The 14,611-nt window shown below is 66.9% G+C and carries 13 protein-coding genes; 12 read left to right on the top strand and 1 reads right to left on the bottom strand.

Features of this window, described 5'->3' with window-relative positions; all coding sequences use genetic code 11:
- The first annotated feature begins 168 nt into the window (after nt 1–168).
- The 12 genes from AC5P6X_RS00590 to rnt all read left to right on the top strand — a co-directional run bounded on the left by AC5P6X_RS00590 (nt 169) and on the right by rnt (nt 11,312).
- Nucleotides 169–1,380 (top strand): OprO/OprP family phosphate-selective porin, encoded by a 1,212-nt coding sequence (locus AC5P6X_RS00590; RefSeq protein ID WP_005408793.1) that lies wholly within the window; start codon nt 169–171, stop codon nt 1,378–1,380.
- Between the two features lie 222 nt (nt 1,381–1,602).
- Nucleotides 1,603–2,619 carry a phosphate ABC transporter substrate-binding protein PstS gene (pstS, locus tag AC5P6X_RS00585; RefSeq protein WP_005408792.1) on the top strand — a complete coding sequence of 339 codons (1,017 nt, stop codon included), beginning with the start codon at nt 1,603–1,605 and terminating at the stop codon, nt 2,617–2,619.
- Between the two features lie 473 nt (nt 2,620–3,092).
- Entirely contained in the window at nt 3,093–4,181 is a 1,089-nt protein-coding gene (gene pstS, locus AC5P6X_RS00580; protein WP_123958375.1) for a phosphate ABC transporter substrate-binding protein PstS, read from the top strand.
- Nucleotides 4,182–4,263: 82 nt separating this feature from the next.
- Nucleotides 4,264–5,232, top strand: coding sequence for a phosphate ABC transporter permease subunit PstC (pstC, locus tag AC5P6X_RS00575; protein ID WP_008267250.1), 969 nt, complete (start codon nt 4,264–4,266; stop codon nt 5,230–5,232).
- Complete coding sequence (gene pstA / locus AC5P6X_RS00570; protein WP_005408789.1) at nt 5,232–6,095, top strand: phosphate ABC transporter permease PstA; 864 nt, start codon at nt 5,232–5,234, stop codon at nt 6,093–6,095. The genes pstC and pstA overlap by 1 nt, the downstream gene beginning before the upstream one ends.
- A gap of 19 nt (nt 6,096–6,114) precedes the next feature.
- Nucleotides 6,115–6,945 (top strand): phosphate ABC transporter ATP-binding protein PstB, encoded by an 831-nt coding sequence (pstB, locus tag AC5P6X_RS00565; RefSeq protein ID WP_005408788.1) that lies wholly within the window; start codon nt 6,115–6,117, stop codon nt 6,943–6,945.
- A 65-nt stretch (nt 6,946–7,010) separates the two neighbouring features.
- On the top strand, nt 7,011–7,718 hold the full coding sequence (gene phoU, locus AC5P6X_RS00560) for a phosphate signaling complex protein PhoU (protein ID WP_005408787.1): 708 nt from the start codon (nt 7,011–7,013) through the stop codon (nt 7,716–7,718).
- Nucleotides 7,719–7,977: 259 nt separating this feature from the next.
- On the top strand, nt 7,978–8,334 hold the full coding sequence (locus AC5P6X_RS00555) for an HvfA family oxazolone/thioamide-modified RiPP metallophore (protein ID WP_005408786.1): 357 nt from the start codon (nt 7,978–7,980) through the stop codon (nt 8,332–8,334).
- Nucleotides 8,321–9,196, top strand: a complete 876-nt coding sequence (locus AC5P6X_RS00550) for an HvfB family MNIO-type RiPP peptide maturase (RefSeq protein ID WP_049449712.1) — start codon at nt 8,321–8,323, stop codon at nt 9,194–9,196. Before AC5P6X_RS00555 ends, AC5P6X_RS00550 begins: the two co-directional genes overlap by 14 nt.
- Entirely contained in the window at nt 9,189–9,944 is a 756-nt protein-coding gene (locus AC5P6X_RS00545) for an HvfC family RiPP maturation protein (RefSeq protein ID WP_099604727.1), read from the top strand. The genes AC5P6X_RS00550 and AC5P6X_RS00545 overlap by 8 nt, the downstream gene beginning before the upstream one ends.
- A gap of 26 nt (nt 9,945–9,970) precedes the next feature.
- Complete coding sequence (locus AC5P6X_RS00540) at nt 9,971–10,492, top strand: HvfX family Cu-binding RiPP maturation protein (RefSeq protein ID WP_059033839.1); 522 nt, start codon at nt 9,971–9,973, stop codon at nt 10,490–10,492.
- Between the two features lie 169 nt (nt 10,493–10,661).
- Nucleotides 10,662–11,312, top strand: coding sequence for a ribonuclease T (gene rnt / locus AC5P6X_RS00535; protein WP_032965690.1), 651 nt, complete (start codon nt 10,662–10,664; stop codon nt 11,310–11,312).
- Between the two features lie 191 nt (nt 11,313–11,503).
- On the opposite strand, the gene AC5P6X_RS00530 is transcribed toward rnt, so the two are convergent.
- Nucleotides 11,504–14,530 (bottom strand): ligand-binding sensor domain-containing diguanylate cyclase, encoded by a 3,027-nt coding sequence (locus tag AC5P6X_RS00530; protein WP_099604847.1) that lies wholly within the window; start codon nt 14,528–14,530, stop codon nt 11,504–11,506.
- Nucleotides 14,531–14,611 lie beyond the last annotated feature (81 nt).

The raw sequence follows: 14,611 nt of genomic DNA, 5'->3' as shown, positions 1-14,611 counted from the left end.
ACTGCAACCAAGGCGCAATCCGGGCGTCATACGCAAGCGGTTTCAATGGCAGGCCCTGCCGTGACGGGGCCTGCGGTGGATGTCTGCCGCGCGTGAACTGTCACATTTACGCAATCTTTACCTTCTAGCCTGCGCGCATCTTCCCACCTGCCTGCAAGGCTCCTCTCCATGAAACTGCATCACCAACTCCTGACGGTGGCCGTGGCTGCTGCGCTGTATGTGCCGGCTGCACACGCCGAAGTCGCCATCGACGTGATCGGCGGTTCGGAAATCACCTTCGAAGGCCTGGTCCAGGCCGACGGCAACTGGTTCCACAACGATGTGGTCGACCTCAACGGTGGCGACGCCGGCAACGGCAAGAACAGCGAATTCGAACTGCGTCGCGCCGAGCTGGTGCTGAAGGGCAAGGGCCCGGGCAACGTGGAGTGGGTGGTCGGCTATGACGCCAAGGCCGACAAGTTCCTCGACACCAACGTGAAGTACAAGCTGCTGGGCAACGCCAACCACTTCCTGCAGCTGGGCCAGTTCAAGCAGCCCAACAGCCTGGAAGAACTGTCCAGCACCAAGAACAACGATTTCATTTCCAAGGCAGCGGTCACCAACACCTATGCCATCGCCCGCCGCCTGGGCGGCGCGTACAGCTACGGCCAGGACAACTGGTCGGTGACTGCCAGCGCCTTCGGCCGCGAGCTGACCCGCAACCTGGCCCACGGCAGCGGCTACGGCGCGCGTGGCACCTGGGCCCCGATCAATGAAAAGGGCCAGGTCCTGCACTTCGGACTGAGCTACGTCAACTACGACACCGACGCCGACACCCTGCGCGTGCGTGCACGTCCGAATGCCGACCTCGCCACGGCCCGCCTGGTCGACAGCGGCAACCTGACCGACACCGACCGCGTCAGCACCATCGGTGCCGAAGCGATGTACTTCCAGGGCCCGTTCAAGGCCCAGGCGGAGTACTACACCAGCAAGGCCAAGCGCTACGACCACGACAACTACACCAGCGACGGCTATTACATCAGCGGCGTGTGGAACGTCACCGGCGAGACCTGGAGCTACAAGGGCGGGACCCCGGGCACCGGCCTGCCGAACAACCCGGCCGGCGGCCAGTGGCAGCTGGGCGTGCGCTACGACCACATGGACCTCAATGACGGCAACCTCGCCGCCAACCCGGTTGCCGGTCGCCCGCCGATCGTCGATGGCGTGCTGGGTGGCAAGATGGACATCTGGACCGTTGGCGCCAACTGGTACCTGCGTTCCAACTTCAAGCTGATGCTCAACTACGTGATGGTCGACAGCAAGAAGTACAGCTCCACGGCGCGCGGTTTCGTCAACGATGATCCCAACATCCTGGAAGCCCGCGCGCAGTTCTTCTGGTAAGTCCAGCCCCCTGCGTTGACCCGCGAAGGCACGGCCCCGGCCGTGCCTTCGTCGTTGCATCGGTAGCCGCGCTGCCCTGCCGGCGCAGCGGACGTGACATCGCTCATGACGCGTGTCACGCCCGCGTCATATGACAGACGCGGGGGTGTCACGCAACCGTTATGGAATGTGCACCGAAACGTCGGGCAACCGCCCTTCGACCACCACCCCAGGAGTCTCCCCGTGATCCACGCCTTCAAGTCGCGCGCCGCTGTCGCCATCCTGGCCGCATCGTCCGTGTTCGCCGCCAACGCCGCCGATATCACCGGCGCGGGCGCATCGTTCATCTACCCGGTCATGTCCAAGTGGTCGGCCGACTACAGCACCGCAACCGGCAACAAGGTCAACTACCAGTCCATCGGTTCCGGCGGCGGCATTGCCCAGATCAAGGCCAAGACCGTTGATTTCGGCTCCTCCGACGCGCCGCTGAAGCCGGAAGACCTGGCTGCTGCGGGCCTGGCGCAGTTCCCGTCGGTGATCGGCGGCGTGGTGCCGGTGGTCAACGTGGCCGGCATCGCGCCGGGCGCGCTGAAGCTGGACGGCGCGGTGCTGGCCAACATCTTCCTGGGCAAGATCAAGACCTGGAACGACCCGGCCATCGCCGCGCTGAACCCGGGCGTGACCCTGCCCAACGCCAAGGTCACCGTCGTGCATCGTTCGGACGGCTCGGGCACCACCTTCAACTTCGTCAATTACCTGTCCAAGGTCAGCCCGGAGTGGAAGAGCTCGGTCGGTGAAGGCACCTCGGTGCAGTGGCCCGCCGGCATCGGCGGCAAGGGCAACGAAGGTGTTGCCGCCTATGTGAAGCAGATCAAGGGCGGCATCGGCTATGTCGAACTGTCCTACGCGCTGCAGAACAAGCTCTCCTACACCGCGATGAAGAATGCCGCCGGCAAGTTCGTGCAGCCGAGCGACACCTCGTTCGCAGCCGCTGCCGCCAGCGCCGACTGGGCCAACGCCCGCGACTTCTACCTGGTGATGACCAACGCGCCGGGCGCCGAGTCCTGGCCGATCACCGCCACCAACTTCATCCTGGTGCAGAAGACGCCGAAGAATGCTGCCAATGGCAAGGCGACCCAGGAGTTCTTCCGCTGGGTCTACAAGAATGGCGACGCCCAGGCCCGCCAGCTGGACTACGTGCCGCTGCCGGACAGCTTGGTCCGCCAGATCGAGACCTACTGGTCGCAGAACCTGAAGTAAGCGCGTTCCCCCGCAGGAACGGGGGCGGCGGGTCCTCTCTCCCCCGCCGCTCCCACCCGGGCGCGAGATCCTCGAGATCTCGCGCTCTTCTTGTTTTTGGGGGATGGGTCGTGAAGAGCGCTGCGCCTTCGCTGATCCATGGGGGAGTCGGTGGGGTCATGGAAGGCAGGAGCGTTTGTAGAGACGAGCCCACGCTCGGCTGGGTGCTGGAGCGTGCGGACCAACGGTCCGCACCTACCGAGAACAGGGAGCAGTCGAGCATGGCTCAACTCTACAAGGGCCAACCGACCGTCATATCGGTGCGCAGATCGGGGGTTTCCGGGCACCTGCCGGATCGGCGCCAATCCTGTGAAACCCTTGTCAGAACGTGATCCAGGACACCCCTGTCATGGTCGTAATACGGCTGTAACAAAAACATCATTTCATAGCCGCATCCGCCGACCACGTCGGCTCTTCCCCGCTATGGAGTGACCATGAAACTGCACTCGGCCGGCCTCGCCGCCCTTTCCCTGGCCATCGCCCTGGGCCTGTCGGCCTGCGGTGGCGACAAGCAGGCCGCGCAGCAGCCGGCTGCCGACGGCGCCGCCGCCCCGGCCGCTGCCGGTGCCAAGGTGACCGCCGAAGTGTCCGGCGCGGGCGCGTCCTTCATCTTCCCGCTGGTCTCCAAGTGGTCGGCTGACTACAACACCAGCACCGGCGCCAAGATCAACTACCAGTCGATCGGCTCCGGCGGCGGTATTGCCCAGATCAAGGCCGGCACCGTCGACTTCGGTTCCTCCGACAAGCCGCTGAACAGCGAAGAGCTGGCCCAGGCCGGCCTGGCGCAGTTCCCGTCCGCCATCGGCGGCGTGGTGCCGGTAGTCAACATCGAAGGCCTGGAAGCCGGCAAGCTGCGCCTGAGCGGCGCCCTGCTGGCCGACATCTTCCTGGGCAAGATCAAGACCTGGAACGACCCGGCCATCGTCGCCGCCAACCCGGGCGTGAAGCTGCCGGACGGCAAGATCACCCTGGTCCACCGTTCGGACGGTTCGGGCACCACCTTCAACTTCTCCAACTACCTGTCCAAGGTCAGCCCGGAGTGGAAGAGCAAGGTCGGCGAAGGCACCTCGGTGCAGTGGCCGGACGGCGTCGGTGGCAAGGGCAATGAAGGCGTCGCTTCCTACGTGAAGCAGATCAAGGGCTCGATCGGCTACGTCGAACTGGCTTACGCGCTGCAGAACGGCATGCCGTACACCGCCATGCAGAACGCGGCCGGCAACTGGGTCGAGCCGAGCGCGGAAACCTTCGCCGCCGCGGCCGCCAGCGCCGACTGGGCCAGCGCCAAGGACTTCAACCTGGTCATCACCAACGCTCCGGGCGAGCAGGCGTGGCCGATCACCGCCACCAACTTCATGCTGATGCAGAAGAAGCCGAAGGACGCCAAGCGCAACCAGGACACCCTGGCCTTCTTCAAGTGGGCCTTCGAAAACGGCCAGGCGCAGGCCAACGAGCTGCACTACGTGCCGCTGCCGGCCGAACTGGTCAAGCAGATCGAGGCCTACTGGGCGACCGACCTGAAGTGATGGACACGACGGTGCCCGCCCCACGCGGGCACCGCTTCTTCCACGCCGTGCCGCCCCGCCCCTTCCTGGCCCTGCCGTCCCCATGAATGCCATCGCCCAGCCTGTAGCCGCCCCGTCCACGCGTGATGCGCGTGATGCCCGCAACGACAAACTGTTCCGATGGGTGCTGGTCGGCACCGTCATCTTCGTCCTGATCGCCCTGGCCTGCGCCGCGCTGTCGATGCTGTGGGGCGGCCGCCATGCCCTGCAGATGCAGGGCCTGAGCTTCTTCTTCTCCGCCGACTGGAATCCGGTCGAAAACAAGTTCGGCGCCCTCGCTCCGATCTACGGCACCCTGGTCACCGCGCTCATCGCGATGGTCATCGCCGTGCCGGTCAGCTTCGGCATCGCCTTCTTCCTCACCGAAGTCGCGCCGCGCTGGCTGCGTGGCCCGGTCGGTACCGCCATCGAACTGCTGGCCGGCATTCCCTCGATCATCTACGGCATGTGGGGCCTGTTCGTGCTGGTGCCGGTGATGACCGAGTACGTCACCCCGTTCCTCAACGAGACCCTGGGCGAATGGCCGATCATCGGCCCGATGTTCCAGGGCCCGCCGCTGGGCATCGGCATGCTCACCGCCGGTTTCGTGCTGGCCATCATGGTCATTCCGTTCATCTCCTCGGTGATGCGCGAAGTGTTCCTGACCGTGCCCACCCGCCTGAAGGAGTCGGCGTACGCGCTGGGCTCCACCAAGTGGGAAGTGAGCTGGGACATCGTCCTGCCCTACACCCGCTCGGCAGTGATCGGCGGCATCTTCCTCGGCCTCGGCCGCGCCCTGGGCGAGACGATGGCGGTGGCCTTCGTGATCGGCAACAGCGTGCGCCTGTCGCCGTCGCTGCTGGAGCCGGGCACCACCATCGCCGCGCTGATCGCCAACGATTTCGGCGAAGCCACTGAAACCTACCGTTCGGCCCTGCTGCTGCTCGGCTTCGTCCTCTTCATCGTCACCTTCGTGGTGCTGGCCATCGCCCGCCTGATGCTGATGCGCCTGTCCCGCAAGGAGGGCAACTGATGTCCACCACCGCTGATTCGTTGTACCTGCGCCGCCGCATCGGCAACGTCGTTGCGATCACCGCCTCCTGCGCCACCGCGCTGTTCGGCCTGTTCTTCCTGGGCTGGATCCTGTTCACCCTGGCCTCGAAAGGCCTGGCCGGCATCAACTGGGACCTGTTCACCAAGATGACGCCGCCGCCGATGCAGGACGGTGGCCTCGCCAACGCCTTCTTCGGCAGTGCCGTGATGTGTGCGCTGGCGATCGGCATCGGCACGCCGCTGGGCGTGCTGGCCGGTACCTGGCTGGCCGAGTACGGCAATGCCCGCAAGGCCGGCACCGTGGTCCGCTTCGTCAATGACATCCTGCTGTCGGCACCGTCGATCGTGCTGGGCCTGTTCGTCTACACCCTGTACGTGATGCAGACCGGCGGCAACTTCTCGGCGTTCGCCGGTGCCCTGTCGCTGGCCTTCATCGTGCTGCCGGTGGTGGTGCGCACCACCGACGAGATGCTGCGGCTGGTGCCATCGCAGATGCGCGAAGCGGCCCTGTCGCTGGGCATCCCGCAGTGGAAGGTGATCGTGCAGGTGCTGTACCGCAGTGCCTCGGCCGGCATCATCACCGGCATCCTGCTGGCGCTGGCCCGCATCTCCGGCGAGACCGCTCCGCTGCTGTTCACCGCTTTCGGCAACCAGTACTGGAACAACAACATCTTCCAGCCGATGGCCTCGGTGCCGGTGGTGATGAACCAGTTCGCCGGCAGCCCGTATGAATCCTGGCAGGTGCTGGCCTGGGCCGGTGCCCTGGTGCTGACTGTCTTCGTGTTGCTGGTCAGCCTTGCCGCCCGCGGCATCCTGCTGCGCAACCGTATCTCCCATGACTGACCTTTCCGTGGACAACGCCATGAACGACCTTTCCAACGCCGTGCCGATGCAGCGCATCGCCGTGCCGTCCTCGCACGAGAGCCTGCACACGCCGTCGCCGGTGAAGCTGGCTGCGCGTGGACTGGACTTCTACTACGACAAGTTCCACGCCCTGAAGGGCATCAACCTGGAGATTCCGGAAAAGCGCGTGACCGCGCTGATCGGTCCCTCCGGTTGCGGCAAGTCGACCCTGCTGCGCATCTTCAACCGCATCTACGCGCTGTACCCGAAGCTGGAAGCGCGCGGTGAAGTGCTGCTGGACGGCGAGAACATCCTGTCGCCGAAGTACCCGATGAACCGCCTGCGCAGCAAGGTCGGCATGGTGTTCCAGAAGCCGGTGCCGTTCCCGATGACCATCTTCGAGAACGTGGCCTACGGCATCCGCCACCACGAGAAACTGAGCAAGGCCGACATGGCCGACCGCGTCGAGCAGGCACTGCGCCAGGGCGCACTGTGGGACGAAGTGAAGGACAAGCTGGGGCAGAGCGCGCTGGGCCTGTCCGGTGGCCAGCAGCAGCGCCTGTGCATCGCCCGTGCCGTGGCGCTGCGCCCGTCGGTGCTGCTGCTGGACGAGCCGACCTCGGCGCTGGATCCGATCTCGACCAGCCGCATCGAGCAGCTGGTGGAAGAGCTCAAGCACGAGTACACCATCGTCATCGTCACCCACAACATGCAGCAGGCCGCGCGCGTTTCCGACTACACCGCCTTCATGTACCTGGGCGACCTGATCGAGCACGACCGCACCGAAGTGATCTTCTCGCAGCCGTCGCAGCGGCAGACCGAGGACTACATCACCGGTCGCTTCGGCTGATCGACGCTGATCCTTCGCCACATGTCCCAGCCAGGCACGGCCTGGCTCTACCCGGATTGCAGACCATGAACCTTCCCAACGACCACATCGTCAAGAGCTACGACGAAGAGCAGCAACGCCTGGTGGCCGAAATCGTGCGCATGGGCGAGATGGCCGTCGCCCAGCTCGAAGCGTCGATGGACGTGATCGAGAAGCGCGACGAGAACGCCGCCCATCGCATCATCGCCAACGACGAAGCCATTGATGCGCTGGAGCAGCAGATCAGCCATGACGTGATGCGCCTGGCCCTGCGCGGCCCGATGGCGCGCGACCTGCGCGAGATCCTGGCGGGCCTGCGCATCCCGGCCGACATCGAGCGTATCGGCGACTACGCGGCCAACGTCGCCAAGCGTTCGATCGCGCTGGGCAAGGTGCCGCCGCTGCCGCAGATCCAGGGCCTGCGTGCGCTGGGCCGCCTGGCTGCGCAGCAGGTGCGCCGTGCCATTGCCGCCTACCGCGACAACGACGCCGATGCCGCGCTGGAACTGCGCGAGGACGATGCCCGCCTGGACGCGCAGTACACCGCGCTGTTCCGCGAGCTGCTGACCTACATGATGGAAGACCCGCGCAACATCACCCCGTGCACCCACCTGCTGTTCATGGCCAAGAACCTGGAGCGCGTGGGTGACCACGCCACCAACATCGCCGAGAACGTGTGGTTCCTGGTGCACGGCGAGCAGCCGCTGCCGCCGCGCGAGAAGCGCGACGAGACCTCCAGCACCGGCCAGCCCTGACGCTGCACTGCAACACCGGAGTCGACTCCAAGGTGGCCGCTGTCCTGGTGACAGCGGCCTTCCTGTTTCTGGGCGTTCCACCCGCGTTGTGGGCGCCGGGCGTGCCCGGTGCGAACCTTCCGGATGCTTCTGTAACAAACCTCACGAAAATTTGAGTTCTTGGCGAGGATTCGTTGAGTAGGATCGCTGCACCATCGTTTCCACCGGCATCCCTGCCGGCCATCCGGGCACCCGCCCACACCACCCAGGAGCACGACCGATGAGCAGTTCCAACAAGACCCTGTCCCTGCTGACTGCTACCGCCCTGGCCGCCGGCCTGGGCATGACCGCCAGTGCCTCGGCCCTGAGCATGAGCGACCTCGCCCAGGGCTACCTGGTTGCCGGGCAGGCAGCCAAGGCCAGTACCGACGCCAAGGCCGCAGACACCAAGATGGCCGCTGACGCGACCAAGCATGCCGAAGGCAAGTGTGGCGCCGACGGCAAGACCGCCGAAGGCAAGTGCGGCGCCGACAAGGGCAAGGCTGCCGGCGCTGCGGCAGGCGCCAAGGCCACGTCCGGCGACAAGAAGGCGGCCGAAGGCAAGTGTGGCGAAGGCAAGTGCGGTGGCAAGCACTGACGTCCGCGCCAGCGTCGTCAGCCCGCGGTCGCCGCTTCGTGCGGCGGCCGCCGGGTTGGGGCTGCGCCGGGCGCTGCTGCAGGAGCTGCGTGATGCACCGGCGGGCGACTTCGATTTCCTCGAATGCGCGCCGGAGAACTGGATCCATGTCGGTGGTCCTGCCGGGGATGCACTGGCCGAGCTGGCACAGCGCCATCCGCTGAGCTGCCACGGCCTGTCCCTGTCGCTGGGCGGCAGTGCGCCGCTGGATACCCGGCTGCTGGAACAGGTCGGCCAGTTCCTGGAAAAGCACCGCGTGCCGCTGTACAGCGAGCACCTGAGCTACTGCAGCGACGACGGCCACCTGTACGACCTGCTGCCGATTCCATTTACCGACGAAGCGGTGCGCCATACCGCCGCACGCATCGCCCGTGTGCAGGACCTGCTGGGTCGCCGCATCGCAGTGGAGAACGTGTCCTACTACCTGGCGCCGGAGCCGGCGATGGACGAGCTGGCCTTCACCAACGCCGTGCTCGCCGAGGCCGACTGCGACCTGCTGCTGGACGTCAACAACGTCTACGTCAACGCCTGCAACCACGGCTACGACGCCGACACCTTCATTGCCGGGCTGCCCGCAGAACGCATCGTCTGCCTGCACGTGGCCGGGCACCTGGACGAGGCACCGGACCTGAAGATCGATACCCATGGCAGTGCGGTGATCGACCCGGTCTGGGCGCTGCTGGCACGCACCTATGCGCGCATCGGCGCACGCCCCACCCTGCTTGAGCGCGATTTCAACTTCCCGCCCTACGCCGAACTGCAGGGCGAGCTGCAGACCATCCGCCGCCTGCAGGCGACGCACGCCGGGAGCGCACATGGCTGATGCTCCCGACACGCTGCGCGCGCAGCAGCACGCATTCACTGCCCATCTGCGTGATCCACAGGGCGTGCCGCCGCCGACCGGGCTGGAATCACGCCGGGTCGCGGTATACCAACGACTCCTGTTCAACAACCTGCTCGGCCTGTTGAGCAACGGCTTCCCGGTCTGCGTGCGCCTGCTCGGCGAACCGGCCTGGAGCGGACTGGTGCGCCAGTACTTCGCGACCCATCGCTGCCAGACACCGCTGTTCACCGAACTGGCCGCCGAATTCGTGCAGTGGCTGCAGGCGCAGCCACTGCTGCCGCATCCGGCGTTGGCCGAACTGGCCCACTACGAGTGGGTGGAAACCGCGCTGTACCAGCTGGATGCCGAACCGCTGCCGGCGCAGGACGACACCGACCCGCTGCGGGTGCCGCTGCAGCGCTCGCCGTTGGCATGGCCGCTGCTGTACCAGTGGCCGGTGCACCGGCTCGGTGCCGAGGACGCACCGACCGAGCCGCCGGCCGAGCCGACTGGCCTTCTGGTCCGCCGCGATGCCGACGGCGAGGTGCGATTCGCCACGCTCAGCCCTCTGGCGGTGTTCCTGCTGTCCAGCATCGGCGAACAGCCCGGCCTTGATGGTCAGGCCTACCTGCAGCGTCTGGCCGCCGCGCACGGCCTGGCCGAGGACGCGCTGGCCGGACCCGGCGCCGCGCTGCTGCGGCAGTTCCTGCAGGCCGGCGTGATCGGCCCGATCACAGCCCCTCCCTGACACACCTCATTCGCGGAGACCCCCTGATGAACCTTCCGACCCTGGCCACCGCGCGTGGCCAGCTGGACCGTCTCGCCCCCTGGTTGGCCCCGCTCGGCCTGCGCCTGCTGCTGGCCTGGGAATACTTCGAATCCGGCCGCGAGAAACTACACGGCCAGAACTGGTTCGCCGACCTGCAGGATGCCTTTCCGTTCCCGTTCGATCAGCTGCCGAGCACGCTGAACTGGCAGCTGGCGACCTGGTTCGAACTGGTCGGCGCGGCCTGCCTGCTGTTGGGTTTCGGTACGCGTTTCGCCGCCGCCAGCCTGCTGGTATTGACCGTGGTGGCCACCTACGCCGTGCACTGGCCGATGCAATGGGACTCGCTGGGTGACCTCGCGATGGGCTATGCGATCACTGACCAGGGCTTCGGCAACTTCAAGCTGCCGGTGCTGTTCATGGCGATGCTGCTGCCGTTGATTTTCAGCGGCGCCGGCAGGCTGAGCGTGGATGCGTGGTTGGCACGGTGGCAGCCATCGGGCACGACGGCACGGCCCGCAGTCCGGTAGATGGCGACCCTGGTCGGCGCGTTGTGTGCCAACCCAGGTTGGCACCTACCGGAATCGTGGGCGCGCGGTGCACCGGTGGGTGTCGACCTTGGTCGACACGCTCCTGCGCAGGGAACCCGTGCGCCACGGGCTGGCCGGGCGCTCAGGGTCGCTCTGCTAGAATTCACGCATGAATGACCCCACTCCCGCACCTGCCGCCGCCTCCGATTCCGCAATCCCCCAGGCGCAGCGCGCGATGTCACAACGCTTCCGCGGCTTCCTGCCGGTGGTGGTGGACGTGGAAACCGGCGGCTTCGACAGCCAGCGCAACGCCCTGCTGGAAATCGCCGCGGTGCCGATCGAGATGGACGAGAACGGCCTGCTCTACCCCGGCCAGACCGCCAGTGCCCATGTGGTGCCGGCCGAGGGCCTGGAGATCGACCCGAAGTCGCTGGAAGTGACCGGCATCATCCTCGACCACCCGTTCCGGCTGGCCAAGGAAGAGAAGGCCGCACTGGACCACATCTTCACCCCGGTACGCGCGGCGATGAAGAAGTACGGCTGCCAGCGCGCGATCCTGGTCGGCCACAACGCCCATTTCGACCTGGGCTTCGTCAACGCCGCCGTGGCCCGGACCGGCCACAAGCGCAATCCGTTCCATCCGTTCAGCGTGTTCGACACCGTCACCCTGGCCGGCATCGCCTACGGGCAGACGGTGCTGGCGCGTGCAGCCACGGCCGCCGGGTTGGGCTGGGATGCGAACGAAGCGCACAGTGCGGTGTATGACACCGAACAGACCGCACGATTGTTCTGCACCATCGCCAACGCCTGGCCGCGGTAAGACAGCCAGCGGCGGAGCCCCTCGTGGCGTGAAGCAAATCAGCGGTCGGGCCGGACAAGGTGGGTTCGCGGGGGACGCCGTGAACCCGCCCCTGGGGGCTTAGCCGCACTTCTCTGGTGGGTGCCGACCGTTGGTCGGCACCGCCGGTTGGTACGACAACACCAGTAGATCCACGCCATGCGTGGATGCGATCAACCAATACTCGTACGATCGCGGCCGTCGCTCTTGGCGCGGTACAGCGCGCGGTCGGCGCGCTGGTACAGCAGCGCCGGGGTGCGGTCATCGGCATCCAGTTCCACAAGGCCTGCGCTGAAGGTCACGCGCAGGCCCGCTACACCGGCCCAGTCGGGGTGGTCATGGAACAGGCCGCGCAGGCGCGCGCACAGCTGCGCGGCTTCTTCCAGGCGGGTGTCGTTGAGCAGCAGCGCGAACTCCTCGCCACCGGTCCGCGCGGGCAGGTCCGAATCGCGGCAGGCCGCGGCGATCAGCCTGGCCACCTGCACCAGCACCGCATCGCCGATGCTGTGGCTGTGGCGGTCGTTGACGTCCTTGAAGTGGTCGATGTCCAGCACCACCAGGCACAGCGGGTGGCCGCTGCGCTGTGAACGGGCGAAGTCGCGCGCCAGCGTTTCATCGAAGGCACGGCGATTGGCCAGTCCGGTCAGCGCATCCTCGCGCGCCTGCCGCTCAAAGGCCTCGGCCTGCCGTGCAAGGCGCTCGGCCAGCTCGGTCTTTTCCTGGTTCAGTGCCTGCAGGTGCACGGTCTTGGCCTGCAGGTCGAAGGTTGCCTCGTCCACGCGCCGTGCCAGGCGCAGGTTGCTGGCCTTCAGCTGCTGCAGCAGCAGGCGGTACAGCACCACCAGCCCAGCCAGCAGCAACAACCCGCCCAGCAGCTGCACGCTGCGGCGCTGCCACCAGAACGGCTCCACCGTGAAGCTCCACACGGCTTCCTGCTGGCCCCAGGCCCCGCCTGGATGCGCCGCCGACACGTGCAGGGTGTAGTCACCCGGAGGCAGGCCGACGAACTCGACGCTGCGCTGCGGGCCGCGCTCGACCCAGCCGGTGTCCAGGCCATCCAGCCGCGTGCGATAGCGGATCCGGTCCGACATCAGGTAACTCAGGCCCACATAGCTCACCGCCAGACGTCGGCCGCCGGGAATGTAGTTGCGATCCGGGCCTTCCCAATGCACGGGTGCGCCATCCACCTGCACGCTCTCGATCGCTGCCGGCGGTGATGGGCGCTCGCGGAAGCGCTGCAGGCGTTGCGGGTCGACGGTGCTCAGGCCTCCGGCGGTGACCACCCAGAAGGTGCCGTCCTGGCGCAGGATGGCCGATGGCCCGGAGCTGCCGTTGGCCTGCGCGTTGGCCATGCCGTCGATCTCGTTGTAGCGCTCCACCACCACTCGTGGTGCGCGGCCATCGGCCACGGCATTGAGGGTCGCCATGTCGGTGCGCAGCACGCCGCGGTTGCTGCTGATCCACACGTTGCCAAGACGATCCGGCACCAGCTGGAAGACCGCATCCACCGGCATGCCCTGCTCCAGGCCGACGCGCGCCAGCTTTCCGTCGAGCCAACGGTACAGGCCGCGGTCGCTGCTGATCCACATCGCTTCGCCAAGCTGGTGGAATCCGAACACACTGCGGCCCCCGCCCATCGGTGCCAGGTCGATCGACTGCACGTGGTCGCCACGCAGCACGCGGATGCCCTCGATGGTGCCGATCCACAGGTTGCCCTGGTGGTCATGCTCGAGTGCGGTGATGAGGCCACCGGGCATGCCCGGGGCAGTCGACACCTGCACCCGGTCGCCGTCGATGCGTACCACGCCCTTCTGCGTACCCGCCCAGACCCTGCCCTGCGGATCGACACTGATCGCGCGGATGTTGCCACCCGGCATGCCGTCGGCTGCCGCATAGTTGTGGCGGAGACTGCCATCGCGGTCCAGCCGGTAAACGCCGTCGCCGAACGTACCCACCCACAGGTCGCCGTCCGGCCCCTGCGCCAGACTCAATACCGATGGCGCCTTGCCGCCGCGGTTGTGCAGCGGAACCGCGCGGAAGCGGCCATCGGGTGTCTGCAGATCGAGACCACTGGCACTACCGACCCACAACTGGCGGTCGCGGTCCTCCAGCACCGTGCGCACATAGTCGCCACTGAGGCCATCGCGCTCGGTGTAGCTGCTGAACAGTGTTTCGCGCAGGCGATACAGGCCACCGTTGGCCCCCACCCAGATGCTGCCTTCGGCATCCTCGCGCAGGCTGACCACGCGCCCGCCCGGCAGGTTCAGGCCGGCCGGCAATCGTTCCAGGCCATGCGCCGAGATCCGCAGCAGGCCCTGGTTCTCGGTTCCCAGCCACAGGTCGCCGTGCCGGTCCTGCAGCATCGAGGTCATGTGCAGCTGTCCCGGCAGCCGGTGCACCAGCACCAGCTGATCGTCCTCCACGCTGTACAGGCGCTCGCCAGCGACGATCCACAGCGCGCCATCAGGAGCCCGGTACGGCCAGGACAGGCCGGTGCCGGCCCCCAGGCCCCACGCCGCGGGCGCGCGCTTGAGCACGCCGTCGTTGTCGCGCAGCACCAGCCCGTCAAGCGTGCCAACCCAGACCCGGTCCTGCGCATCGACCACCAGCTTGGTGAAGCTCATCGCCATCGGCAGGTCGGCCGCCGGCGCCTGGTAGACGATGCCCTTGTCCGGCGTGAGATAGCCGATGCCCTTGCCTTCGTACAGCAGCCACAGGCGCCCCTGGCTGTCCATCTGCATGGACTGGATCAGCACCTGCGGGGTGTCGGCCTGATGCTCCCAGACCCGCCACTGGCCGTCGTTGCCACGATGGCTGACGTTACCGCGCGAATCACTGATCCACAGCCCTCCCTGCCGATCGACCAGCAGTGCGCCGATGCCGTTGTCGCGCAGCCCCGGGCGGGTGCTGCGGTCGAACACGGTGAAATCCAGGCCGTTGTAGCGGACCAGGCCTTCCCAGGTGGCAAACCACAGGTGCCCCTCGGGAGTCTGCGCGATATCGCGCAGCGAGTTGTGCGGCAGGCCATTGCGCGAGGTCCACACGTCGATGGCGTAGTCGCGCAGCGGCGGCGCGCCCTCCTGCGCGGCCAGCGGCAGCGCCAGCACCAGCAACACCCACAGCAGACCGCGCTGCAGTGCCTGCCTGGCCTTCGAAACGCGGCGCTCCACCCAGCACCCGTTGTCCCCTGACCTGCCCATCAGCTCGACGGCAGTGGCCGGTAGCGGCTGCAGGGCATGGCAGCAAGCGGGAACGACCGGGCAACGCGGAACGGCGTGCCG

This window comes from Stenotrophomonas sp. YJH_SMC_40 (assembly GCF_059368615.1).
This window is presented reverse-complemented; position numbering and strand designations above follow the sequence as displayed.

Excerpts from the sequence above, each read along its gene's own strand:
- pstB (WP_005408788.1), top strand. The coding sequence starts at position 6,115 with ATGAACGACCTTTCCAACGCCGTGCCGATGCAGCGCATCGCCGTGCCG.
- AC5P6X_RS00540 (WP_059033839.1), top strand. The coding sequence starts at position 9,971 with ATGAACCTTCCGACCCTGGCCACCGCGCGTGGCCAGCTGGACCGTCTC.
- pstS (WP_123958375.1), top strand. The coding sequence starts at position 3,093 with ATGAAACTGCACTCGGCCGGCCTCGCCGCCCTTTCCCTGGCCATCGCC.
- pstA (WP_005408789.1), top strand. The coding sequence starts at position 5,232 with ATGTCCACCACCGCTGATTCGTTGTACCTGCGCCGCCGCATCGGCAAC.
- phoU (WP_005408787.1), top strand. The coding sequence starts at position 7,011 with ATGAACCTTCCCAACGACCACATCGTCAAGAGCTACGACGAAGAGCAG.
- pstC (WP_008267250.1), top strand. The coding sequence starts at position 4,264 with ATGAATGCCATCGCCCAGCCTGTAGCCGCCCCGTCCACGCGTGATGCG.
- AC5P6X_RS00590 (WP_005408793.1), top strand. The coding sequence starts at position 169 with ATGAAACTGCATCACCAACTCCTGACGGTGGCCGTGGCTGCTGCGCTG.
- AC5P6X_RS00545 (WP_099604727.1), top strand. The coding sequence starts at position 9,189 with ATGGCTGATGCTCCCGACACGCTGCGCGCGCAGCAGCACGCATTCACT.
- AC5P6X_RS00555 (WP_005408786.1), top strand. The coding sequence starts at position 7,978 with ATGAGCAGTTCCAACAAGACCCTGTCCCTGCTGACTGCTACCGCCCTG.
- AC5P6X_RS00530 (WP_099604847.1), bottom strand. The coding sequence starts at position 14,530 with ATGGGCAGGTCAGGGGACAACGGGTGCTGGGTGGAGCGCCGCGTTTCG.
- rnt (WP_032965690.1), top strand. The coding sequence starts at position 10,662 with ATGAATGACCCCACTCCCGCACCTGCCGCCGCCTCCGATTCCGCAATC.